Here is a 22206-nt window from a genome sequence, read left to right as displayed (position 1 = left end):
GCTTACTGCACCACGACTGCCATCACGTTAATATCTGAAAGCGGCATCGGATTTTCGCCGACCCCGCTCCAGACGATGGTCTTTATCGTATATTCAGCCGGGCTGTCTGGCTTCCACAACTTGGACCAGTCGGCGTACCCTCCGCCCTCGATCGTGTCTATGGACCAGCTTACATCCACTGTGATGCCGTTCTGGTCTATGATCTGCGTTATCAGCGCGTACCTCTGTTCTTTCTGCTGCAGATTCTTGTAGCTCGCCGCTATCTTGATGCTGTCGCCGGGCTTGGCACTAGAGACAGCATTGCCTTCTTGGTCTAGGATCAAGTACCTCTGCAATTCCATCTTTTTCAACGGGTTGCCGTAAAAATACGAGTCTGGGTAGGTGTCTTCAGGGTAGGTTTGATTTTCCGGAGGACTCTGTGGTTGCTCGTCGTTTTGCTGCGCTTTCTGCGCAACAGGCGTCACCTGCGAAGTGCTATTATCTTCGGCATTGTCGGTTGTTCCTTCACCCTCGTGGCTGTCTGTAGCGCCGTCGCCAGAGTCGTCGCTTCCGCTATTACTGCTGCTACTGCTGTTGTTGCTCGTAGTAGTATCGTTGCTCGTGTCGCCTTCACCGCTGCTGCTACCACTACCGCTGCTGCTACCACTACCGCTGCTGCTACCACTACCGCTGCTGCTACCACTGTGTTTATTATCTCCACTTTTGCCGTGATCGCCTTCCCCGTCACCGCCACCCTTGTCGTTCTTATCGGCCAAATAAACGGGCGAAGACTCACCCTTGCCTTGCAAATGCGCTGAAAAATTATTATTATTATCTGCGCTAGCGGCCGCTGTCAATGCAGGCGCCCCAACCAGTAACACAACCACGCTAGCGGCAAGAATTCTAGCCCAAAGATCCAATCCACGATTTGCCATATTTGATCCTCTTACAGAGGATGTTTCCGGAATTGTCGGAACTATTTAACTATTGAATGCATACCAAAAAAATATGCAAGGATGGCGCTTATTTTAGTAGCTTTAGCCGCTTTTTATGAAATTGTTGTAAACAGCTACCGCTTCCTCTTCATCCTTTGCGCCAACTATGGTCGCCGCGCCGCTCGACAAAAAGCTTACAGACATCTTGCCCGCGTTTGTCGCCGTGATGCCGAGCGTCCCTCGCGTCCTGACCTGGTAGCCGAGCGTCTCGGCTGTCTTGCTGATGCCGCCAAGGTTGACCGGCACGGGGTTTGCCGGCGTGATGGTCCATGTCCTCTTGCCCCGGTCCCTGCCGCACAACTCCTCGATTATCAGCTCCTTTGCTGTCACCTGCTGGCCGTTTATAGTCCGCGCCGTCCCGCAGGCCGGGCACTCGTCCTGCCTTGCTATCTGGACCTTTTCAAACGACAGCTCGTTGAGGTCGACGTACAGCAGCTTGTTCACAAGCGTCGGCTGCTGGCCCGTTATTATCTTGACCGCCTCTGACACCTGGATTCCGCCCACCAGGTACAGTATCGACGGATGTACGCCTTCTGTGCTGCATGCCGGCATCTCGTCTTCGTTGAGCGCCGGGAACAGGCACCGCAGGCACGCAGTCTTGTTCGGGATTATTGTAGTCACAGAGCCGAGCATCCCGATAGCGCCCGCGTAGATGAGCGGGATATTGTGCTTGATGCACGCGTCGTTGAGCGCATAGCGCGCGTCGACGCTGTCCAGCGCGTCTATTATCAGGTCAAAGCCCTTGACGATGCTCTCCGCCGTGTATTTCGTAACTGACGTTGGCACAGGCTCGATCTCGACGGTAGGATTCATCTTGCGCAAGCGGTCAGCGGCGGCTTCGACCTTTACCCTGCCGATGTCGTCCTCCGTGTAGAGGTGCTGTCTGTGCAGATTTGTTATCTCAATGACGTCCCTGTCGACGATGCGCAGCTTGCCGACTCCCATCGCCACCAGCTGCGTCACCACCGGGTTTCCTATCCCTCCGGCACCGACGACGCACACCTTGGCCGCGCGGAGCTTTTCCATCCCCTCAAAGCCTATCTCTTCAAGCATCACCTGCCTCGAATAGCGCTGCAGCTCCTCGCTTGTCAGCTCGGCGCCTCCTGCCACTGCCGGCAGTATGTAGACGTTGTCGCCGTCCTTGAGCGCGGTCGTCATGCCGCCAGAAAATCGCATGTTCTTGCCGTTCACGTAGATGTTGATGAGCGAGCGGGGCTTGCCGTTATGGTCAAATACGCGGCGCTTAAAGTCGTCGCCCATCTGCTCCGACACCTTGTTGAACGCGTCTTGCAGATCCAGAGCCTCTATGGGGAGCTTTTTCTCTCCCTGGCCCTTGTTCAATACCGACGGTACTGTAAATTCCACTTTTGCCATCTTATAATATCACCCGATCATCGCCGAGACAGCGGCTGCGTCCGGCTTGACAGCGACAAGTTTCGGCAGCACCCCTATAATTGCTTCTGTGGCCTTGAGCCCGTTGCCGGTGACATAGCAGACCACCTTTTCGTCCTTCTCTATGCTGCCTTCTTCCACCAGCTTTTTCAGCACGCCCACTGAAACGCCGCCGGCCGGCTCTGTGAATATGCCCTCAGACTGCGCAAGCATCATTATCCCGTCCCTTATCTCGTCGTCGCCGACTTCCTCCGCAAGGCCGCCGTACTGCTTCAATCGCTTCAGCACATAGATGCCGTCACCCGGGTCTCCGATTGCGAGGCTCTTGGCTATCGTCTCCGGCCTTTCTACTGGTATCACTTCGTCAGAGTTGCGCTTGAACGCGTCTACCACCGGCGCGCACCCGTGCGGCTGCGCCGCCACTATTTTCAGGTTCTTGACGCTTCCAATCAGTCCAAGGGCGTGCAGCTCTTCAAAACCCTTGCAAATCGCGTTGAGCATCGCGCCCGAGCCTACAGGCACTATCAGCCTGTCAGGCACCTCCCAGCCAAGCTGCTCCGCCACTTCGTACGCGAGCGTCTTTGACCCTTCCACGTAGTAGGGCCTCATGTTGATGTTGACGATGCCGTAGCCCTTGGAGTCGCCGATTATCGAGGCGACTCTGTTTGCGTCGTCGTACGTGCCCTCCACTGCGACAAACTCGGCGCCGTACGAAAGCGCTTGCGCTATCTTGACATGTTCAATATCAGAAGGAGCGAAAATGTAGCACGGCAGGTCTGCCTTTGCAGCGTGCGCAGCTGTCGCAGACGCAAGGTTGCCAGTCGACGCGCACCCTACTGCCTTTAGTTTCGTCTCTTTGGCCCTTGAAACCGCGACTCCGGCGGGCCTGTCCTTGAACGAGAACGTCGGGTTGACCGAGTCGTTCTTGATGTAAAGGTTCTTCAATCCTAGGCGCCCGCCCAGCTTGTCCGCATGCTGCAGCGGAGTCAGCCCCGCGTTGAGGCTGACCACGTTCGCCCTGTCCGCGACGGGAAGGAGCTCGAAATATCGCCAGTAGGTCTTTTCCCTGAGGTCAAACGTGTGCCTGTTTATCGACACGTCTTTGTACGTCACGTCCAGAGGGCCGAAACAATCCTCGCAAACGTACCGGAATTGCGGCTCGTATTCCCTGCCGCATTCTCTGCACCTTAATGACTTGATACTTCCCATGATTTACGCCCTTTCTCTGAATGCTTGTTATTAGAACATCTCTAAGCACATTTTAAGTATTGCTTAACTTTCTAGTGCATTGATATTGTAATGCTTAACAGAAAATTTCCTGCAATTTTTTAGGCTTTTGCCGCACCAGATGCAGGAAACATGAAAAAATCAAGGCTTTTCCAGCATGTTATGGAAGCAAGTGCGCTCGCCGGTGTGGCACATCGGCTTGTCCGAGTCCACGATGTACAAGAGCGCGTCCGAATCGCAGTCAATCAGGATCTCGTGCACCGGCTGGACGTTTCCTGACTCTTCGCCCTTCATCCAGAGCTTGTTCCTCGACGTGCTCCAGAACCAGGCGTTCCCTGTCTTTATCGTGTTTTCAAGCGCCTCCCTGTTGGCGTAGACGAGCGTCAGCACGTCCTTTGTCCTGCGGTCCTGCACTATCACGGGGAGCACGCCCCCGCGCTTGGCAAAGTCGACGTCGCCGGCAGACTTGACGTTCATGTGACAGTTCGTAGCGCGCAAGGCGGAGAAATAAACCTATATTGTTTGTCCTGCGAAGCATCTTTGCCTTGGCCGCCGAGTCGTCGCTTGATTTTGACGCGTACTGGAAGGCGTGGCTTGCGTCGCGCCTTGCAGAGATGCGGGAAAAGGCAAGAGCGCGCCAGCAACAGGAAGAAGAACAAGAACAAGAGCGGCAAGGGGAAGAGGGGGAACCCTAGCTAGCAACCTTTAGGTGCACGCAATTGCTATGATGGGCATGATGCCGGACATGCTGCTTCTTTTGCAGCAGCTGTGCGAGCAGCCGGCTTGCAGCAACGCGTACGACGCCGCGATAAAAATCGCGTACGCGGTAATAGTGACTGCGGCAATAGTCGCGGTCATCGCGTTTGTGCGCAGGCGCATTTCCAATCGCTCCCTGCGCTGACTTTAGGCAGAGATATATGCCCCCGCCGTAGAAATGCTGTCAGCGGGGTGGGGAAGCCAGGTCATCCCGGCGGGCTCATAACCCGCAGATCGGTGGTTCAACAGGAAAACATCTTTTTCCGGAAAATCCACCCCCCGCTACTTTGTATGCATTGTATGTTGCTGTTGTAATCCTGATTTTTTTTCCATGCCGTACCTGTGCAGCGGCTTGGTCAGATGCCGGTGCGCCTTGGGCGTAGGCACGTACAGCCCAGGCTTTATCGCCCGCTCTTTTTGCACCATTATTTTCTGCGCCTTTTGGTCGCGGAACTTGCATTTTTCGCACTGGTAGCCCTTGTTTTTGCCCTCCGACTTCATGCGCTTTCCGCACATTTTGCACAGCGGGTTTGCGATGTCGTAGACGGGCGCCAGCTCTTTTACCAGCAAGTATTCGACGTTCAGTATCTTGGGATGTAGAGTCGTGCCCTTGCGCACACCTACTCCTATCTCGATGAGGTCGCCCGGCGCGAGCGCGACTGCGACGTTTGCAAGGCCGGTCGGCTCGTATATTGCCGCCGGCATCTCGGCGCCGGCCTGTTCCACCGAAAACATCACGTGCCCTCCCTCTATCGCGTTCGGCCTGCCCTTTACCCTGCACCTGACGTACCCTGCCGTGTACGCCTTGGCCGCGCGCAAATCAAGCTCGTTCTGCAGGTGCATGTTGGTGCCCTGGTTTGAGCGGAACACCATGTGGCCCTCCAGCTCTTCTGACGGCGCAATCCTGGACATGGCCGACTGCACCACCTCCGGGCTTTCGCCCCGGACGCCAAAGAACACAGGGTCGGGCCCGTGCGGCGCAATAAGCACCCTTTCGTGGTTCTGGTCATAGTTGTTGAACGTGTACGGGAATGTTTCCTTGCTGAACCTGATTATACTGTCATTGTCCACGACCCGTGGCGTGCCGCAGTTTTCCGGCGTGCGGTACGCAATGAGCTCAAACGTGTGGTCGCCGTCGAGGGCGCAGCCCATCGCCCCAAGCGAGCCCACGAGCCCCTGCCCGTTGCCAAACGTCCAGAACCTTATCCCGCATTCTCTTGCCACCTTTTCGGCCTGCTGCCGGCTGGACACGTCGCACATGGCAAAGGCGCTGAACTGCTTCAATTTTTCCGGCAAAACCTCGCCTTCCATAAACGCCACGCCCGGGTTTGCCCCGCTGCCGATTGCAGAGCCTTCCTCCACCGCCTGCCTGACATAATCGACTGCCCTGCCTACGTCATTTACTCTTGCCCGCAGGCAGACTGCCCCGTTGCCACGAGTCTTCCAGGGGATGTTGGGGTTGAGCCGTATTAGCAACGGATAATCGACAAGCTCTGTCCCCATCGTCTTTTTCAGCTCCTCTGCGACCCGGAACGCAAGGTGGGTCGTGCACCGACCCGCCCTAGAATCGGTGTCGTCAAAGGCGATGTGGAGGAGCGTCATGATGTTTGCAGGATGGCAGAAATTGGCTTAATAGTGTATGGCCGGGACCGGAAGAATACCAAGCGTACATGAGAACTCTATATATTATACAAATGTCGATGTATGCCTAGTCTATCTGCCCAGCTAGACTGGCTGAAAAGATGCAGGCCCCCTGCGTTGTGCCAAATGAACAGAGCCACGACCATTGGTGGCGGTTTACTCCGCTACATATCCCTCGGTGCCCCGCAACGCCTGCATTGATCAGCCTCTCTTTTCACCGCGAATCATATATCGCTGTTATACAGACGGCACAGAGTTTAAATAGTTTCAAGCACTGACAACGTTCAGTGAACTAGATGCCAGTCGCAATACTTCCTGATGTTTCTGAACAGCACTGCATCGGCTGCGCGCTCTGCGTAGAAATCTGCACCGCTCTCGGTCCAGATGTGCTCAGAGTCAAGCCGGTGGAAGGATGGAAGAGGGGTAAGGCATTTGTCTTCTATCCAGAGAGATGCATCTCCGATGGAGCGTGCATCGGCGTTTGCCCGACAAAGGCAATCTTCTGGATGAGGCCGATGGATTACACCCCAGGACAGCCAGTCCCACTGAAGAAGCACGGCCTCTTCGTGAAGGGCTGGGAAGAAGGTTAAGTCCTTCTTTCTCTTCTCTTTTCTTTCTTTTTTAGATTTTACCAGACATTATCTCTCTGAGAAACGCTTTATATCATAACAGGAGATATGCCGCAACAACATGGAAATCGGCTTTTACGACAAGGACAAGGATGCAACAATTTACTATTCCACTACCGGCACATCCAAAGGCAAAAAACTCCCAAAAGAAATAGCCCAGACCTTGTTTGAAACTGTCGGCCGCAACCTCTGGGCAAAAATTCACTTCAACAAAAAGGGGATCGCCACCGAGGTTTCGCTGGAAGAATACGACTTCCAAAAAGACCTGCATGGCTTGAAAAAGAAACTGGCCAAATTGGTAATAGTAGGCAGTTAATCCACACAATTACTTTTAATTAGCACACTTTTGCTTTGTTAGAATGACTTGGTCGAGTGGGACGAGCAGATAAAGGCGCACCTCTTCTGGATCTGGAAAGAAGAGGAGGGCCTGCTAAAGCGCGGCAGGGAGGGGATGTTGGTGATAACCGACCGGCGCCTTGCGTTCATATCCAAGACAGAGATGACGTACCGGGCGCACGATGCGCATTCCCACCGGCAGCTGAACCGCTTCAAGGAAGGCGAGAACGTTTTCCGGCCGGCGGAAGGGTATAGCACAAAGGACCTTGAGAAGGACCTCGACAAGAGCCCGGACAATTTCGAGGTGCCGTTCCGGCAGATAATGGACGTCACCTCGGAAGAAAAGAGGTGGGGCACGCTCCTCAAGGTAAAGCTCAACCTCGGCGACACCACGAAAACTGTGAAATTCTCGATAGTCAAGGGCTGGGTCACGTACCCCGCCAAGGACCCGCTGGAGTTCCAGCGCATGGACTGGACTCCTCTCATCAACCTTGTGAAAACGGCGGCATAGTAGCGGCTTTGCCGTTCCATGGATCATTTTAAATCGTTTGTTGTCGAGCTTGAGATGGCATGAGCCCAAAGGCGATGCAGCAAGAGACGCGGTTGCTAAAGTCTAGCTGGATATTGCTTCTTGCCACTGGCATTGCGACCCTTGGCTTTGGAATAATAGTTGCCGCATATCCTCAGGCTGCAGGCCCCGGTGAAGAAGAGGGTTTGCTGCTGCGGGCCCTTGGCGTCGCGACGACCGGAACCGGCATATTTGGTGTCATGATCACTCTCTATGCTTTTAGAAGGGGCGAAAAATGGGCGTGGTTTACCCTCTGGTACTACCCTGTCTTCTGGGCATTGCATCTGGCAGGCGGATTGCCGCCGGGAAACGATCATGTTCATCAAGTTGTTTTCATTGTTCTGTCGGTTCTGGGATTGCTGCTGCCTGCGAGACATTTCTTCTCAAGAACTGTCCAAAGGTAAAAACGGTTTATCGATAAAAGACCTGTCCAAGCAAAAGCGTTATATGTGCAGCTTTGGAGCCGCATATAACCAATAAAGACCGATAAATGACCAAAGCATTCGTTTTAATCAATGCCGACACCGGCGTTGAGGGCCTTTTGCACGAAGAGATCAAAGCACTCGACGGGGTGAAGGAGGTTTACGAGCTGTACGGCGAATATGACATCATGGCAGTAGTGGAGGAGCCGGACGAAAAAGAAGTCCAGCGCGTCGTCTCGTGGGAGCTGCGCAAGATAAAGGGCGTACGCAGCACAAACACGATGGTCGTCGCAAGATAATAAGGCCGTAGAGCAGTAGCCTCTTCTATATGGACGATGATTCGTGGGACGCCCAGACGTACGACAAGGTTTCCAGCGTGCAGGAAGGGTGGGCCCTCGGCGTTTTGCAGCGCAGGAAAAAATGGAGGGGCGACGAGGTTGTGCTTGACGCCGGCTGCGGCTCTGGCCGGCCGACTAGAGCCCTTGCCGCCAGGGTGCCCAAAGGGATAGTCTACGCGGTGGACATGGACCCGAACATGGTCCGGCAGGCGCAGGCTAACCTGCGCGACTGCAATAACGTGCAGGTTATGCAGTCAGACATTGCAAGCGTAAAACTGCCTGCAAAGGTGGACGTGGTTTTCTCTAACGCCGTCCTGCACTGGATAGCCGATCATAGAGCGGTGTTTGCCAATTTTGCCGGGTTGATAAAGGATGGAGGCGAGCTCTTGGCCCAGTGCGGCGGGCAGGGCAACCTGGAAAACGCCATCGCAATCCTTGACAGGGTCGCGTCGAGCGATCCGTTCCAGCGGTATTTTGCAGGGTGGAAAAATCCGTGGAATTTTGCGGCGCCGGGCGACACGGAAAAGCTGCTGTACGAGGCCGGGTTCAGAAATGCCAAAGCCGGACTTTCTGCGGCACCGGTGACCTTTGCCAGCCGCGGGCAGTTCTCGACGTTTGTCAAGACCGCAGTCGTCAGGGCTCACCTGGCGCGCCTGCCTGCAGTCCATCAGGACAGATTCCTTGAGGCGTACCTTGATGAATACGAGAGGCAATCGCTGCAGAAGAAATGGCTGCTTGATTACATGCGCCTGAACATCATGGCAGAAAAATAAAAATAGCAATAATTAAAGAAGGCATTTTTCCTTCCCACTCTTGTTGCCAAAAAAGCTGTTCGTGGTAGGCGTTGGGCCCGGCTCGCCCCTGTACGTGACCGATGCGGCAAAAGAGGCCGTCAGGAAATCAAGATACGTCGTCGGCTACAAGTACACGCTTGCCACGATAGAGGGCTTTATCGACCGCAGCAGGCAGGAAGTGCTTGAAGTCACGATGAAATCGCAGGAGGACGTGTACCAGGGCGTCTATGCGAGGATGAAGGACGGCGAGTACTGCACCGTGCCTTTCACCGGCGACGTCAATTTCTCTGAATCAGAAGTGGTCGACCGCCTGCTGGAAATATTTGGCGACGACAACGTGCAGATAATCCCCGGCATTAGCTCCATCCAGGTCGCAGCCGCAAAATCCCGCGTGCCTACCGACAAGGCGTTCATCGTCACCTTCCATGTGACGGGCGACATTGAGCAGAAAAAGAAGGACCTAGTACAGGCCGTCAAGGACGGAAAAAGCGTGATACTCTTGCCGAGGCCGTGGCCGCGCGATTTGTCAAAGCACTTCATGCAGTCCGAAATTGCAAAATTCCTAAAGGCAAACGGCATCGACACGCAAAAGCTAAAGGTGTGGGTGTTTGAGCATCTGACGACCGACAAGGAGACGACGTTCAAGGGCGTCGCAAGCGACCTTGAGGGAAAAGAGTTCTCTGACCTGTCGGCGATGGTCATCGACCAGGTAAAGAGGCAGACGTACCTAGAGTTTTGACAGATCAGGCGACACCTGGAGGCTCGCCCCTTTCAATCACTTTTTCAAGGTAGCCGATCTGCTGCTCCATAAAGTTCTTCCTCTTTTCTTCCTCGTCGAGCTGCGCCATGTCAAACGACTCTAGGCCCAGCAGCTTGAGCAAAACGTGCAAAATCGATTGCGCTGCCTTTGGCTGTATGATGTTCGGGTTGTCTATTTCCCCCAGCATACACGCCGCGTCTATCCCGCGCTCTTTGGCAAGGCCGAGCACGAGGCCGTTAAAGCCGGAGATCTGGCCCTCGCCCTGCAACATCTCGGCGCCGGCGTCCTTTAACGGCTGCATGAGCGCGGGGTTGTTGGCGGCCGCAAGCACCTTTCCTCCAACGCCCGGCTGCCTGAGCGCGGCGCCGATAGAGTAGAGCACGCTTGCGTTCATGCGCTGCGCCATCCCCAATACTTCATAACACACTTCGTACAGGCGCCTAGGGTCTGCAGGGTTAAAGTCGCCGGTGAATATCAAAAGGTCGCTTTCGTCAACGGCGTAAAAGCGGTAGCTGGCCTGCTGGTAATCGACGATTCCATCCTTGTAGCTCACAAAGGGGGGCCAGAACGAGTACAGCTCGGCAAAGACCTTGGCGTCGAGCTTTTTCGCAAGGTACGCAAGGCCGATCCCGGCGACGTTTCCCATGTCCGGAAGAGCCGCGACTATTCTGGGCGGGCCGGCAAGCCGGGGCGTCCTGTGCACCTTGGAGCCTATCATGATGCATTCCTGCGCCTTTTGCCACAATAAATATCAATCATGCTGTGCGAAAATATTGATACTTGCATAACAGTCCAACGCGTTTGTAAACTGTATTTATATATTAAAAACGGCTTGTAAAAGCCGTAATGTCAATGGAAAAGTCTGTTGGCATGGCTCAACAGGACAAGGCTTCAATGAAATACTGCGCCGAGTGCGGGGCCAAGATGCCCAAGGCGCAAAAGACCTGCCCTGCATGTGGCGAGGGCCAGTAATTAATCATCAGGGCCTTTCCCTCTCTCTCTTTTTGTTGTTCTTATCTCGCCAACGCTTAAAGCCGGCGGCGACAAAGCCTGCACACATATGAGCGAATCCCGCTACCCAGTTTCCGCCACGTTCAAGGTGCTCGACGGCTACGACCTGTACAGAAGCGACAACCTGATAGTCGCGCTGGTGGTGGTCGAAAGCCAGTACGGAAGGGACCTCCGGCTGTACAGATGGATGAAGCGCAAGGAGCAGTGGAAGGTCGACCTGTGCAGGATGAGCGTCAAGAGGTGGAAGTGGGCCGAAGTGGCGGCCAAGGCAGCCGAGTTTATCGAGAAGTACGGCCTAAAGGGCGGAAGCGCGGCAGGCCCCGAACCGGCGGAGGACTAGAACCCTTCCAGCTTTAGGTTTTGCCCACCAAGATCCTGTATCATCCACCATTCTATTGCTGCAGCTGCAAGCAGGATAGCGGCAGCGATTCCAAGCTCTATCAGAGTCGGAACAACATATTCGCGCCACGGCCTCTTTTTCACGAAATAATAGACGAGAATCCCGCTCCTTGACATCGCAAGGCCGTACGTGATTACCTCCATCACGCCAAACGGGGTGACGAGTATGAGCTGGGGAGGTATTCCCTGCAGCGCCGGCGAGTTCTGCGCAAGGGCGGCAAAGACGTTGCCCGTGGCGTAGCCGGAGAATACGCCGAGGCCGATTCCGAGCCCCGGCACGAACATGCCGAGCGCTATCTTGACATTGTTTGCAAATATGCCGACATCGTTGATGTCTTCTATCTGCGATGAAAACGAGTCGCGGACCTCCTTGGCCTCCTCCGGCGTCATCTTTACGCCCGCGCCGGCCGAGTATGCCGCGAAAAAGACGATGGCGCCAATCGCCAAAAAGAGCAGCCGGCGCCTTATGTTAAAACGCAATGCCATATTGCTATGAAACCTACCCACCTAAAAACGAACACACGCACACACGTGCACATACGCACAAGCTTGTTTTTATTCTTGGCAAGCTTAGGTAGTGCGGTGAACCAGACCGCCGCAATCGGAACCGCGATTTTCCCGCATTTCTTCGCGCCCGGAAACGGCCCGACGGATTTCATCGTCCAGGACTTTGCGGTGGTGATGGTAGTCGCGGCCATCATGATTGCCATCACGTACAAGCTAAAGCAGCCGATGGTGATAGGCTACATACTTGCCGGCATACTAATCGGTCCCTACACTCCGCCCTTCAGCCTGGTGAGAGATGTCAGCACAATTAACGTGCTGGCGGAGCTCGGCATCATCATGCTTCTATTTGTGGTGGGAACGGAATTTCCGATGGCAAAATTGCGGTCGGTTGGGAAGGTGTCATTCGTGGTGGCGATAGCAGAGACGCTTGGCACGCTCTTTCTGGTGTTCTTTATCGCGCAGTACCTTGGCTTTGCGTTCTATGATTCGCTGTTCCTCGGCCTCGCGCTTTCAATCACCAGCACCGTCGTGACCGTAAGGATACTTGAGGAGCTGGGCATGATAAAGGACAAGTCGTCCATACTGCTCCTCGGAATAACGGTGGTGGAGGATATTCTGGCCATCAGCATCCTTGCAATCCTGCAATCAGTCGCGGCAAACGGCGGCCACGTGGAGCCCCTGAACCTTGCAATTTCAATCGGCATAGTGGCCGCGTTCATAGGAGGCGTTCTGGCCCTTGGGTCGCGCTTTTTCCCAAAGATAATCGACAGGGCCGGCAAGACGAACGACTACGCCCTTTTATTGATTGTTATCCTCGGCCTCGCGTTCGGGCTCTCTTTCATCGCAAACGGAATCGGGCTGTCGGTGGCGACGGGCGCATTTCTCGCCGGCGTGCTCGTGGCAGAGTCAAACAGCGCGGCAGTTGCAAGGATACTCACCCTGCCTCTGCGCGACATGTTTGCCGCCATATTCTTTGTCTCCATCGGCGCGCTCATGGACATCAGGACGCTTCCCGCCTACATCCTGCCTGCCGCCATACTGATATTCACCTCATTTGGAGCCAAGTTTCTCATAGTGACTGGCATACTGACCCGGGCGAAATACGACAGCGTCACGGCGCTTCGGACAGGCTTTGGCATGTCTGCTGCAAAGGGCGAGCTGTCGCTCGTGGTAGTCAAGGGAGGGCAGGACGTAGGAGCCATCAGTTCCACCATACTGCCGCTGCTCGGCGTCATCACGATAGTCACGACGTTCCTTGCGCCTTACATCATCAGGTTCGGTAGCAGGATAAGGATGCAGAGCGACGACAGCAGTAGCAAGACTGAAGAAAAGGCCGGCTAGCGGAATTTTCGCGCAAGCGCCGCGACCATGGCAGAGCCGGCAAATGTCGCCGTCCAGTACAGCCACAAATCCGAGACAGACCCGGAGAGAAGCGCCGGCGCAAGCGACCTTGCCGGGTTCATGGATGCGCCGGAAACAAAAGACAGGAACAGTATGTCCAGCCCCACGATGCCGCCGATGGCGACTCCGCTGAAACCTTTCAAACCTTTTGTGTGCACAACGACATAGATGACTGCCATCAAGAGCGCGGTGGCAAGGACCTCAACCGCTATTATGAGCGGGAGCGGAAACGAATAGTCGGGCGCGTTTGCCCCTAGGTGCGCCTCCGTGCCTATCGCAAGTGCGACAAACGCGCTTGCCAAGAGAGCGCCTGCTACCTCTGCCGCAAAATACACCGGGAACTGGCGCAGGGTTATGTGTCCTGTTATCAGAAAGCCAAGCGTCACGGCGGGGTTGAAATGCGCCATCGATATCTTGCCAAAGGCGTACACCATCAGCGCGACTGCTATCGCGGGGCACACTGCGGCAAAGGGCGTGCCGAGGATGCCGCCGAGCTTGGCATCAATAACTACAGAGCCGGTGGCAAGGACAACCACTACAAACGTGCCGGCCAGCTCGGCAAGGAACCTCTTTTTGTTCGAGGCCAGCCTAGCTGCTGTTGTTGTTTTCGAGGTCTCTGACAAGCTCTTTTACTCTTCTCTCGATGTCGTCGCGGATCTGGCGCACGCTTTCAATCGGCTTGCCCTTTGGGTCCTCCACGCTCCAGTCGATGGGGTTGTTGTTCAGGAGCAGGAGAGGGCATTCCGATCTGTCCATGCAGCCCATGTTTATCGCCTTGACCGACCTGTGTATCGTGTCGTCGTCTATCACCTTGCTTTTTTGTTCGCTGATGTCGACTCCTGCCTCCCTCATGGCCTGCACCGCAAGCGGGTTTATCTCTTGCGCCGGCCGCGTCCCGGCGCTTATCGCCCTGTAGCCTTTTGGCGCGTATTTCCGGAAAAAGCCCTCTGCCATCTGGCTCCTGCCGGCGTTTTCGACGCACACAAAGAGCACGATCTTTTCCTTCATGTATATGCTCAGCAGCTGCAGCAATAACAGCAACATTCGCAATCGTCGTCGCATTCGCACTTGCTGCAGCAGCAGCTTTTTTCATCCTGTTGTTTTTCCATGCTAATGCTTTACTAGAGAAACTATTTAAGCTGTAAAGAGGAAACAAATACAGCTGGTGTAGAGATGGAAACCAAGAATAAACTGCCGATGGTCAACGGCTGCAGCTTTGACGGCTATGACGCTGCCTCTCTCATGTCGGAAACCGCACAGCTGCGCAGGATAATAACGAAAAGGGGCACGCTTGAGATCCTGATACCGCTATGCTGCACCACAGAGCCGGTGCGCTACAAGCAGTTCCGGGAGACGATAAAGGGGATTAGCAGCAAGACCCTTGCAGTCCGGCTCAAAGAGCTGGAAAAAGGCGGGATACTGGAGCGTAGGGCATACGGCGAGATCCCGCCCCGCGTAGAGTACAGGCTGACCGCAAAGGGTCAGGAGCTGGTCGAGTCCGTCATCCGCCTGCTCCAGTGGATGAAAAAGTGGTCATCATCGTCGTCTTCAGGCGCATAGCGGCAACGGCACAAACCCCGTCATGTCGTACGAGGAGAGCATGGCCATCATGTGCTCGCGCTCCTTGCGCCTCCTCTGCTCAAGCATCAGCCCGGCTATGTTCCTTGACCGCTCAAGGTGGTCAAACACTATGGTCGTGCAGCAGTCCATGCCCGCAAGGAGCCTGCCGATGACAGAAACAATCCTGCGCATGAGCGAGTCCCTTATCTCCGTCGTCCCGCGCAGCTGGTCCACTGTTGTTTTAGAGTCGCTTCTCACCTCGACCACTATGCGCCTCTTGCTTGAGCGCCTGAAGGCCCTGCGTATGTGCGCAAGGTTGTCCCTGAGCGCAAAATAGATTGCCAAAAGTTCCATCCGCTGCACGCCAAACCGCTCGTTCCTTGGCGAGGGGCGGACGGGCTTTATCGTACCCTTCTCGGTATGATGGTTGTACCAGGCTATGTAGCCGGACGGGGAGGCGTCAGCATCTATGATGATTGAGTGCTGCCTCACGTACTCTCTATGGGTTGCGGATAGTATATGAGCATATTCCCTAGAGAGGATTTGCCGCAGGTAGAAGCAATATTGACAACGGGGATCATATAGAAGAAACATAGAAGAAACATGGGGGAAAAAGAGGTTGATGGTGTGGCCCCGCAGCGTCATTATGGCGCGTGCGCTTCTGCTTTCGGGGTTTCCAGTCAACCTCATACGCACAGGATAGCAGGGACACTTGAGGGGGCGCAAAAGAAAAGCCTGCCCGACATAGAACACGTTCGGGCTGTAGATCTACATGCAACGCGTGCAGAGCTGAGCTCCGGCGAGGAAAAGCTGCACGGACGGACATGCGCTCGGCCCAACAATGCTGGACAGCATAATGCACGCAAGATGCGCAAGTGCCTAGCTTATCGTCTTTGTAAATTTTTCATAAAGCGCATCTCTTTCACTCTTTTCCTTCTGCAGCATCGCCTCCGCGCCCTTGACGCCTTGTAGGTATTCTATGGTGATGTCGCAGTCGTGTATCTGCCCGAGCATGGCCTGCAGCTCCTTGAGCCTTGCGACGGCGCTCTTGCTGTTGCCGCCGACGGCCTGTGCCACTTGCCTGCCGTGCTTTTTCCTGCGGCCGGCAGGGAGGATCTCCAGCACGTAGCGCAGCTTTTTCATGTCCTTGCGCAGCTCGTGGAGCTCCTCCTTTTTGCTGCCGTCGCCGGCTACCACCGGCAGGCGCTCTTTTATCGAGAGGGTCAGCCTCCCGGCGACCTTGTCCATCCTTGCGGCAAGCTCGTCCCCGTCGATGTTCTTTGCTGCTACCGTCTTGTTTTTCTCCACGGACCGCGCCAGCGCAAGCGCCCAGCCAAGAGCGGCCTTTCTCCTGCCTGCAACCGCGGAAACAAACTGCTGCTCGCCTCCCAGCGCTGTGACCCTCGCCCTGACTATGTCAAGGTCGCGCACGCGGCTGTTGGCGCGGAAAAACGCCTTGCACGCGTCTGCCCGTTTCCTGTTCCTCTTGCGCTCTTTTTTCGGCAGGAGAGAAAGCGCCGCCTCCAGGCGCCGGAGGGATGTCCTCATGGCGTGCACGTTCTCCTCGTCGCCGGGGTCGTCCAGGTACGCGGCAAGCCTCTTTTTTACGCGCGCCGCGCTTGTTTTGAGATTTTTTGCAAACTGCGTACCTCCATCGTCGTCAGGCATCTAAAGAAGCGCCCTGCTTGGACGCGCCGATTCCAGAAAAGCGTCTATGCGCTTTTGCAGGTCGGCGTTTGTCTCCGGTATCGACCTGTTGCCGTCTATTATCACCAGGTTGTAGCGTTTTTGCATCCTGCGGAACTCTTTGGCTATCATGGCCTGGTATTTCATGAAAGACTCGAACATGTCGTCAGCAAGCCCCATGTCGGCACCCGACTCGTAATAGTCAAGGTACGCGTTCTTTTGAAAGACGCGGTGGACAAGCTCCTCCGGCGTGACGTCGAGGTAGAACACGAGGTCGGGAACTATCGCAAACGAGAACAGGTTGTGCGACCAGCGCCTGCTGATGCCCCTCACCGCCTCCCTTGCAAGCAGCGTGTAAATATAGCGGTCGGCAAGCACGATGTACCCTGCGCGCAGCGCCGGGATTATCTTGTTTTCAAGCTGGTCCGCAAAGTCGGCCGCGTAAAAGAGCGAGAGCGTCTTTCTGCCGGCAAAATTAGTCTTGGCCTCCAGTATCCCCTCGCTTATCAATTCTGAGCGCTTTAATCCAGTATTCAAGACGGCATGGCCGGCAGCTTCTAGCTTGGCCGTTATCAGCCCTATCTGGGTGCTCCTGCCGGACGCATCAGGCCCCTCTATCACTATGAGCCTGCCCTTGACTTCGGTGTCGCCGATGTAGGGTATGCCGTGGCCGTAGAACTGGAGCGTCCTTGCTGCCGCCGGAGTTGTCGCCCTGCTGCGCCTCACTCTGCGGGCACCTCCTGCTGTTGTTGTTGCTGCTTGCCCCGGAAAAACTGCCTCGGCAAAAGCTCCGTCACCTTTTGCCGCATGACCTTCTGCTGTTCCTCGATGTCAGCCGTGCCGTCAATAACGACAAAGTTCTCCGGCCCGACCATCGAGTCGTACTGCTCCACAATCCTGCTCTGGAATATCCTGTAGCTTTCATAAGGGTCGTTGCTCAGGTTCAGGTCCATGCCTGCCTCATAGTATTTCAGCTTTGGCCTGCTCTTAACTATCCTGTCAAACGCCACGTCCACCGGCACGCGGAAATAGAACGAGATGTCCGGCTTGACCGCAAAGTCGTACATGTGGCGCACCCAGCGCGGGTGGCAGCCCCTGACAACGTCGCGGGCAAACGCCGTGTAGATGTACCGGTCAGCAAGCACAATGTACCCCGCGCGCAGGAGAGGCAGGATGTGGCGCTCGTACCTGTCGGCAAAGTCGGTGGCGTGCAGGAGGCTGAACGTCACCGGCGTCAGCAGGGCCTTCTTCTTGCCCTTGGACGTTATCTCCTTCACCGTCTCTGACGAGTTCCACTCGGTAAAGAACACCGGCAGACCCATGTACCTGAACCACTTTTCAAGCAGGCGTATCTGCGTGGACTTGCCGGACCCGTCCACGCCTTCCACTATTATCAGCCTGCCCGGTATTTCGCGGTTTTTGTTGCTAACAGTCATATCATGCGATCACCCTGACCTCCTGACGATGCTTTTTTGATGCGGAGGAGCCGTTTGTTGTCGCGACCTGGCAGCTTGCGTTGACGTCGAAAGCGCGCTCGAAATTGCGCAGCGCGCTTGCAAGCAGCGTCGCCGGGACTGCCTGTTTGCCGCCCTGCAAGATCTTTATCGCGACCTTTTTGCCGCTTGTCGACACGCGCGCCATCACCTTTGTCCTCTCCAAGATCTCCGAGAGCGCGATGCACGCCGCGATTTTTTCAATCGACTTTTTGTTTTGCGGGTCCAGGATAGAGCCGTACCTTGAAAACAGCCAGTCCACCGTCTTTTCCTTCTTGGTGTGGATTATTGCAAGCGCGAGGATCAGCTGCTCCCTGTGCGTGAGAAACGCGCTGTCCTCGTCCATCAGCAGGTAAAAGAGGTTGCTCAGGTTGGTGACGGTTGGAAGGGTGGCCATCTCCTTGAGCGCGTGGCCCAGTATCGCCCGCTCTTTTTCCCTGAGCAGGCCCGCAGACACGAGCGGCTTGACAAGCGAAAACGCGTACTGCGGGAGCGCCTCCTGCTGGCACGCAAACGTGACGTGCGCCTTGGCCCGCTCGGCAGTCATCCCGCCGCTGTTGTAGAACGCCTTTGGGTCGCGCAAAAACACAGATAGTATCCCTTCGCGCAGGCCCCTTGCGCTGACTACCACCTTGTCAAAACCGAGCTTTTGCATGAGTAGCGAGATCACCGCCGCGCCGGCGACAATCGTGTCGACCCTGTTGCTCCCTATCGCCTTTACCTCCTCCAAGTCGCCCTTGTCCATCTCGTACAGCTCGCCTGCTATCGCAGAGACGGAAGAGTGGTCCATGCGGTAGTTGTGGATCTTGTCAAGCTCATAGCCGGCAAGCTCTTGCTCATAGCGCGCAATTGCCCGCAAGGTGCCTCCGACTCCCACCAGCGTGGTGTCGACGCTTGTTGCGCCAAGCTCCTTTCTGTCCGGCAGCGTGTCCAGTATGCGCTCCTCCATCTTGCCGTACGCCTTTTTTGAAAACGAGCCGTCATCATCTTTGTCGCCGTACATCTTTGACAGGCGCAGCGCGCCAAGCGGGTACGACTCGACCTTTTTTATCCCGTAATTTTCAGTGTAGACCAGCTCCAGGCTCCCGCCTCCCAGATCAAAAAAGAGCGACGTAGGTATGCAGGTCGATTCCAGCGCGCCCACGTACGAGTAGAACCCCTCCTCGCGGCCAGAGAGCACTTTGAACTGGAAACCCGTCTCCTCGCGGATCTGCTTGAGAAAAGAGTCGCGGTTTGAAGCGTCCCTCACTGCGCTGGTAGTCACCGGAAGCACGTGCCGTATTGAATCGAAATTGATGACGTCGCGGAACAGCTTTAATGCTTCAATAGTGCGCTCCACCGGCTCGCCGGAAAGATATCCTCCCCTGCCAAGCCCCTCTCCCAGCTTTACCTTGACGCCTTCCTGCCTGTACGCCTTGAAGGTGCCGTCGCGCTTGACGTCATAGTTGACCATCTTGACCGAGTTAAAGCCCAGGTCGACGACAGAGACTTTCATGATGATGTCATACCATCCTCTTCATGTGCCGGGGCGTCAAGAGCCACCGCAGCTCTCCCTTGGCCTTTGGCCGAAGCGTAGTCACGCCGACCCTGGCAAGGCCGGCCTTTTTCAAGGCTATGCGCCCGCTTCCTTGGCCGTCAAGCACCAGGTCGCAGATGAGGCTTGAGAGGTGCGGCTCGTGACCCACGACCATTACGGAATCGCCGGGTTTGAACCGCGCAAGCCTGCCGTACAGGGCCTGCCTGCTTCCCTCCGGCTTTAGCTCGTCCCAGAGCTCAAATTTGCTCTTCTTGATCTTTAGTTTCTTGGCGACAATCTCGGCGGTCCGGCTCGCCCTTACAAGCGGGCTTGACACCACAAAGTCGAGTTTCACCCCGAGGCTGGCGAGCGCGCCGGCTATCTCTTTTACATCCTCTTCGCCTGTGACGGTGAGCGGGCGTTCGGAATCCTTGCCCCCGGCGGCAAGCCTCTTGCCCGCCTCGCCGTGGCGCAGGATGTAAAGCTCCACGGCAGCTGATAAAGCCGGCGCGTATATCAAACTTGTCTATATAGATTCATTTCTTGGTGTATAACCTTACTCCCTTTCCCTGAAGTGATTTCTATCTTGTTACAAGTGGCAGACATTCTAGAATCTGCGTCAGTATTAGGGTCAAACCTTTTTCGTCCTTGAAAAGGACATCTCTATGCCGGCGCGAGGCGACAGCTTGACGCGGTACTCCTCGTCCCTTGCAAGCGGTATCATCGAAACGTTTCCCTTTGTTCTGCACGACGGGCACGCCGGCGCGTCCTTGCCAAATAACACGGTCGCGCACCAAAAGCACGACTCGCAAAGCGCAAAATGCCTCTCTGAATCTATTATTGCTGTTGTAGATGTAGTAGTAGTTACTGCTTGCTGCATAGTAGCCGCCAGTTGTTTAGTGCAATGTGCTCATATTCCTTGCCGATGGTCAACACATAGATCAAAGAGCGCCTACAGCTTACCCGTGTTCTATATTGGGTAGCTTTTTGTCTTTTCCAGATAGTATGTCAGGAGACGATGTTGAGGTTGAATGGCACCCCGGACAGCCAAACCCTCCCCTCATCCCAACAAAGGTGCCCGCGCGGGTAATGCCATCAACCTCGGCTTAATCGTTTTTGTGAAATAATTTTCTGCGCCGGCACGAACAAGATTACAGAAATGCTTTTTGCAGCATATACACACACGCAGGCGCAGCTGCCGGTAATCAAAAACTACATGAATTATGTGAATTACGTCGGGCACCCATTAGAAGGAGGCTGTTCCACTTGCGTCATATGCACAGACTTGAAAAAACGATTATTGCCGGATTTTTCGCCGCCGTTCTTGCCCTACCGATGTTGTCGGTCTATGCGCAAGGACAGATAACTATAGACGGCGCTGGCGCGACATTTCCATTCCCGCTGATAGACACTTGGCGGGTGCAATACCAGAAGATAGACTCTGATGTCAGCTTGAACTACCAATCGATAGGAAGCGGCGGGGGAGTAAAGCAGTTCACCGAAAAAACAGTCGACTTTGGCGCATCCGACGCGCCTCTCTCTGAAAGCGAGAGGAGTGCGCTTCCGGGCCCGGCGGTCCACATACCCGAGACTATCGGCTCCGTGGTGGCCGCGTACAACGTGCCGGGAGTCGCAAAGGGGCTAAAGCTCACCGGCCCTGTCATTGCAGACATTTACCTAGGCAAGATAAAGAAGTGGAACGACCCGCAGATAGTCTCCGATAACCAGGGAGTCAACCTTCCAAACCGCGACATTGTAGTCGTGCGCAGGGCGGACGGTTCCGGCTCGACGTTTGTCTGGACAAGCTACCTTGCGACTGTGAGCCAAGAGTGGAAGGACAAAGTAGGCGCCGGCAAGTCCGTCGAGTGGCCTACGGGCGTAGGCGCTCCCGGAAACGAAGGCGTTTCAAACACGATAAAGCAGACGCCTTATTCGCTAGGCTACGTAGAGCTCTCATACGCGCTCACGACAGAGATGACCTATGCCGACATAAAGAACAAGGCGGGCAACTTTGTCGAGCCGACCCTTGCGTCGACCAAGGCGGCCGTGGGAGCGGCGGCAACCTCGCTCCCGGTAGGCGACGCCTCGTGGGCCAATGTCTCGCTCCTCGATGCACCGGGCGACAACTCGTACCCGATTGCAAGCTTCTCCTACATACTGCTGTACAAGGAGATGAGCACGACTCCAAAGGTGGACAGCCCGCAAAAGGCCAAGGCTATCGTTGATTTTGTCTCGTGGGCCATAGGGCCAGACGGCCAAAAGTACGCCGAGCAGCTCTCGTACGTGCCACTGCCTGACAACGTAGTTCAGGCGAACAAGCAGACCCTTGCATCGCTAACGTACAAAGGCCAGCCCGTGCCGGCGGCGCAGCAGTCCTCTTCTTCCTCCACCGTGTCTGCCACGTTTGAAGGCAAGAGCTATCCTGTCATGTTCAGCTCGGCAACGGCCAAGATCACAAACATTGTGGTAAACGCTGGCCAGTCAATCGATGTCGGCTTTGACAAGCCCGGCGACGTGGAGCTGACGCTGCCAAAGGCCATGATAGACGGCATACAGGTAGTTTCAGCAGGGGGTCAGGAAGTGACCTTCCAGCAGGTGGGCTCGACTGCAACTGACACGACGATAAAGTTCACCGTGCCCGACGGAAGCACAGGGCCGGTCAGCATCAAGGCCGCGTCGGTCGTCCCAGAGTTTGGCGTGGTTGCGGCACTCGTGCTTGCAGCGTCGCTCGTGGCGGTGATAGGCATAGCGCGCTTCAAGGGACAGGCTTTTGGATTGGGCAGGCTCTAGCCCTCC

General features: G+C 55.5%; 30 protein-coding genes and 1 tRNA gene. 15 read left to right on the top strand and 16 right to left on the bottom strand.

Annotated elements, in window-relative coordinates:
- Positions 1–2: 2 nt before the first annotated feature.
- The 4 genes from ACYOR7_RS12945 to hisI all read right to left on the bottom strand — a co-directional run bounded on the left by ACYOR7_RS12945 (position 3) and on the right by hisI (position 4070).
- A complete protein-coding gene (locus ACYOR7_RS12945) occupies positions 3–755 on the bottom strand; it encodes a hypothetical protein (RefSeq protein ID WP_479914170.1) in 753 nt (250 codons plus the stop codon).
- Positions 756–1016: 261 nt separating this feature from the next.
- Positions 1017–2348, bottom strand: a complete 1332-nt coding sequence (locus tag ACYOR7_RS12940; RefSeq protein ID WP_479914169.1) for a ThiF family adenylyltransferase — start codon at positions 2346–2348, stop codon at positions 1017–1019.
- Positions 2349–2357: 9 nt separating this feature from the next.
- The gene (locus ACYOR7_RS12935; protein WP_479914168.1) at positions 2358–3575 is read right to left on the bottom strand and encodes a threonine synthase; all 1218 of its coding nucleotides are present in this window, start codon (positions 3573–3575) and stop codon (positions 2358–2360) included.
- Between the two features lie 159 nt (positions 3576–3734).
- Entirely contained in the window at positions 3735–4070 is a 336-nt protein-coding gene (gene hisI, locus ACYOR7_RS12930; RefSeq protein WP_294807876.1) for a phosphoribosyl-AMP cyclohydrolase, read from the bottom strand.
- Between the two features lie 41 nt (positions 4071–4111).
- Here hisI and ACYOR7_RS12925 point away from each other — a divergent pair, with 41 nt between their 5' ends.
- The 3 genes from ACYOR7_RS12925 to ACYOR7_RS12915 all read left to right on the top strand — a co-directional run bounded on the left by ACYOR7_RS12925 (position 4112) and on the right by ACYOR7_RS12915 (position 4634).
- Entirely contained in the window at positions 4112–4288 is a 177-nt protein-coding gene (locus tag ACYOR7_RS12925) for a hypothetical protein (RefSeq protein ID WP_294807879.1), read from the top strand.
- 14 nt (positions 4289–4302) lie between these two features.
- Positions 4303–4494, top strand: a complete 192-nt coding sequence (locus ACYOR7_RS12920) for a hypothetical protein (protein ID WP_479914167.1) — start codon at positions 4303–4305, stop codon at positions 4492–4494.
- 41 nt (positions 4495–4535) lie between these two features.
- A tRNA-Met gene (locus ACYOR7_RS12915) sits at positions 4536–4634 on the top strand.
- Here ACYOR7_RS12915 and ACYOR7_RS12910 read toward each other — a convergent pair.
- The gene (locus ACYOR7_RS12910) at positions 4632–5951 is read right to left on the bottom strand and encodes a TiaS agmantine-binding domain-containing protein (protein WP_479914166.1); all 1320 of its coding nucleotides are present in this window, start codon (positions 5949–5951) and stop codon (positions 4632–4634) included. The genes ACYOR7_RS12915 and ACYOR7_RS12910 overlap by 3 nt on opposite strands.
- Positions 5952–6286: 335 nt before the next feature.
- Here ACYOR7_RS12910 and ACYOR7_RS12905 point away from each other — a divergent pair, with 335 nt between their 5' ends.
- From ACYOR7_RS12905 to cbiE, 7 genes are all read left to right on the top strand, one after another.
- A complete protein-coding gene (locus tag ACYOR7_RS12905; protein ID WP_075055106.1) occupies positions 6287–6580 on the top strand; it encodes an NADH-quinone oxidoreductase subunit I in 294 nt (97 codons plus the stop codon).
- A gap of 100 nt (positions 6581–6680) precedes the next feature.
- Positions 6681–6935, top strand: coding sequence for a hypothetical protein (locus ACYOR7_RS12900; protein ID WP_479914165.1), 255 nt, complete (start codon positions 6681–6683; stop codon positions 6933–6935).
- A gap of 48 nt (positions 6936–6983) precedes the next feature.
- Entirely contained in the window at positions 6984–7466 is a 483-nt protein-coding gene (locus ACYOR7_RS12895) for a hypothetical protein (protein ID WP_479914164.1), read from the top strand.
- A gap of 59 nt (positions 7467–7525) precedes the next feature.
- Entirely contained in the window at positions 7526–7927 is a 402-nt protein-coding gene (locus tag ACYOR7_RS12890; protein ID WP_479914163.1) for a hypothetical protein, read from the top strand.
- A gap of 86 nt (positions 7928–8013) precedes the next feature.
- Positions 8014–8244 carry an Lrp/AsnC ligand binding domain-containing protein gene (locus tag ACYOR7_RS12885; RefSeq protein ID WP_075055108.1) on the top strand — a complete coding sequence of 77 codons (231 nt, stop codon included), beginning with the start codon at positions 8014–8016 and terminating at the stop codon, positions 8242–8244.
- Between the two features lie 29 nt (positions 8245–8273).
- Positions 8274–9056 carry a methyltransferase domain-containing protein gene (locus tag ACYOR7_RS12880; protein WP_479914162.1) on the top strand — a complete coding sequence of 261 codons (783 nt, stop codon included), beginning with the start codon at positions 8274–8276 and terminating at the stop codon, positions 9054–9056.
- A 43-nt stretch (positions 9057–9099) separates the two neighbouring features.
- Positions 9100–9816, top strand: coding sequence for a precorrin-6y C5,15-methyltransferase (decarboxylating) subunit CbiE (gene cbiE / locus ACYOR7_RS12875; RefSeq protein ID WP_479914480.1), 717 nt, complete (start codon positions 9100–9102; stop codon positions 9814–9816).
- Between the two features lie 4 nt (positions 9817–9820).
- On the opposite strand, the gene ACYOR7_RS12870 is transcribed toward cbiE, so the two are convergent.
- Positions 9821–10555 (bottom strand): PAC2 family protein, encoded by a 735-nt coding sequence (locus ACYOR7_RS12870; protein WP_479914161.1) that lies wholly within the window; start codon positions 10553–10555, stop codon positions 9821–9823.
- Between the two features lie 134 nt (positions 10556–10689).
- On the opposite strand from ACYOR7_RS12870, the gene ACYOR7_RS12865 reads away from it, so the two are divergent.
- Positions 10690–10809: a zinc-ribbon domain-containing protein gene (locus ACYOR7_RS12865; protein WP_479914160.1), complete on the top strand. Its 120-nt coding sequence runs from the start codon at positions 10690–10692 to the stop codon at positions 10807–10809.
- Between the two features lie 88 nt (positions 10810–10897).
- Positions 10898–11188: a hypothetical protein gene (locus ACYOR7_RS12860; protein WP_294805546.1), complete on the top strand. Its 291-nt coding sequence runs from the start codon at positions 10898–10900 to the stop codon at positions 11186–11188.
- Here ACYOR7_RS12860 and ACYOR7_RS12855 read toward each other — a convergent pair.
- Positions 11185–11733: a stage II sporulation protein M gene (locus ACYOR7_RS12855; RefSeq protein ID WP_479914159.1), complete on the bottom strand. Its 549-nt coding sequence runs from the start codon at positions 11731–11733 to the stop codon at positions 11185–11187. The genes ACYOR7_RS12860 and ACYOR7_RS12855 overlap by 4 nt on opposite strands.
- 96 nt (positions 11734–11829) lie before the next feature.
- Here ACYOR7_RS12855 and ACYOR7_RS12850 point away from each other — a divergent pair, with 96 nt between their 5' ends.
- A complete protein-coding gene (locus ACYOR7_RS12850; protein ID WP_294805548.1) occupies positions 11830–13095 on the top strand; it encodes a cation:proton antiporter in 1266 nt (421 codons plus the stop codon).
- Here ACYOR7_RS12850 and ACYOR7_RS12845 read toward each other — a convergent pair.
- On the bottom strand, positions 13092–13778 hold the full coding sequence (locus ACYOR7_RS12845; protein ID WP_294805549.1) for an MIP/aquaporin family protein: 687 nt from the start codon (positions 13776–13778) through the stop codon (positions 13092–13094). The genes ACYOR7_RS12850 and ACYOR7_RS12845 overlap by 4 nt on opposite strands.
- On the bottom strand, positions 13744–14163 hold the full coding sequence (locus ACYOR7_RS12840; RefSeq protein ID WP_479914158.1) for an arsenate reductase ArsC: 420 nt from the start codon (positions 14161–14163) through the stop codon (positions 13744–13746). The genes ACYOR7_RS12845 and ACYOR7_RS12840 overlap by 35 nt, the downstream gene beginning before the upstream one ends.
- A 165-nt stretch (positions 14164–14328) precedes the next feature.
- Between ACYOR7_RS12840 and ACYOR7_RS12835 the strand changes: the two genes are divergently transcribed.
- Positions 14329–14715 (top strand): winged helix-turn-helix transcriptional regulator, encoded by a 387-nt coding sequence (locus tag ACYOR7_RS12835; RefSeq protein WP_294805551.1) that lies wholly within the window; start codon positions 14329–14331, stop codon positions 14713–14715.
- Here ACYOR7_RS12835 and ACYOR7_RS12830 read toward each other — a convergent pair.
- The 7 genes from ACYOR7_RS12830 to ACYOR7_RS12800 form a co-directional block, all read right to left on the bottom strand.
- Positions 14704–15207, bottom strand: a complete 504-nt coding sequence (locus ACYOR7_RS12830; protein ID WP_294805552.1) for a ribonuclease H family protein — start codon at positions 15205–15207, stop codon at positions 14704–14706. The two genes, ACYOR7_RS12835 and ACYOR7_RS12830, sit on opposite strands and share 12 nt — an antisense overlap.
- 387 nt (positions 15208–15594) lie before the next feature.
- Positions 15595–16383: a CHAD domain-containing protein gene (locus tag ACYOR7_RS12825; RefSeq protein WP_294805553.1), complete on the bottom strand. Its 789-nt coding sequence runs from the start codon at positions 16381–16383 to the stop codon at positions 15595–15597.
- Entirely contained in the window at positions 16384–17127 is a 744-nt protein-coding gene (locus tag ACYOR7_RS12820; RefSeq protein ID WP_479914157.1) for a dTMP kinase, read from the bottom strand.
- Positions 17124–17837 carry a dTMP kinase gene (locus ACYOR7_RS12815; RefSeq protein ID WP_479914156.1) on the bottom strand — a complete coding sequence of 238 codons (714 nt, stop codon included), beginning with the start codon at positions 17835–17837 and terminating at the stop codon, positions 17124–17126. The genes ACYOR7_RS12820 and ACYOR7_RS12815 overlap by 4 nt, the downstream gene beginning before the upstream one ends.
- Before the next feature lies 1 nt (position 17838).
- Positions 17839–19389, bottom strand: coding sequence for a Ppx/GppA phosphatase family protein (locus ACYOR7_RS12810; RefSeq protein WP_479914155.1), 1551 nt, complete (start codon positions 19387–19389; stop codon positions 17839–17841).
- Between the two features lie 7 nt (positions 19390–19396).
- Positions 19397–19900 (bottom strand): phosphohistidine phosphatase SixA, encoded by a 504-nt coding sequence (gene sixA / locus ACYOR7_RS12805; protein ID WP_479914154.1) that lies wholly within the window; start codon positions 19898–19900, stop codon positions 19397–19399.
- Positions 19901–20041: 141 nt separating this feature from the next.
- On the bottom strand, positions 20042–20290 hold the full coding sequence (locus ACYOR7_RS12800; RefSeq protein WP_479914153.1) for a hypothetical protein: 249 nt from the start codon (positions 20288–20290) through the stop codon (positions 20042–20044).
- A 455-nt stretch (positions 20291–20745) separates the two neighbouring features.
- On the opposite strand from ACYOR7_RS12800, the gene pstS reads away from it, so the two are divergent.
- On the top strand, positions 20746–22200 hold the full coding sequence (pstS, locus tag ACYOR7_RS12795; RefSeq protein ID WP_479914152.1) for a phosphate ABC transporter substrate-binding protein PstS: 1455 nt from the start codon (positions 20746–20748) through the stop codon (positions 22198–22200).
- Positions 22201–22206: the final 6 nt, after the last annotated feature.

This window comes from Candidatus Nitrososphaera sp. 86-2 (assembly GCF_056726185.1).
The sequence above is the reverse complement of the archived record's forward strand: the minus strand, read 5'-3'. Positions and strand labels throughout refer to the sequence as shown.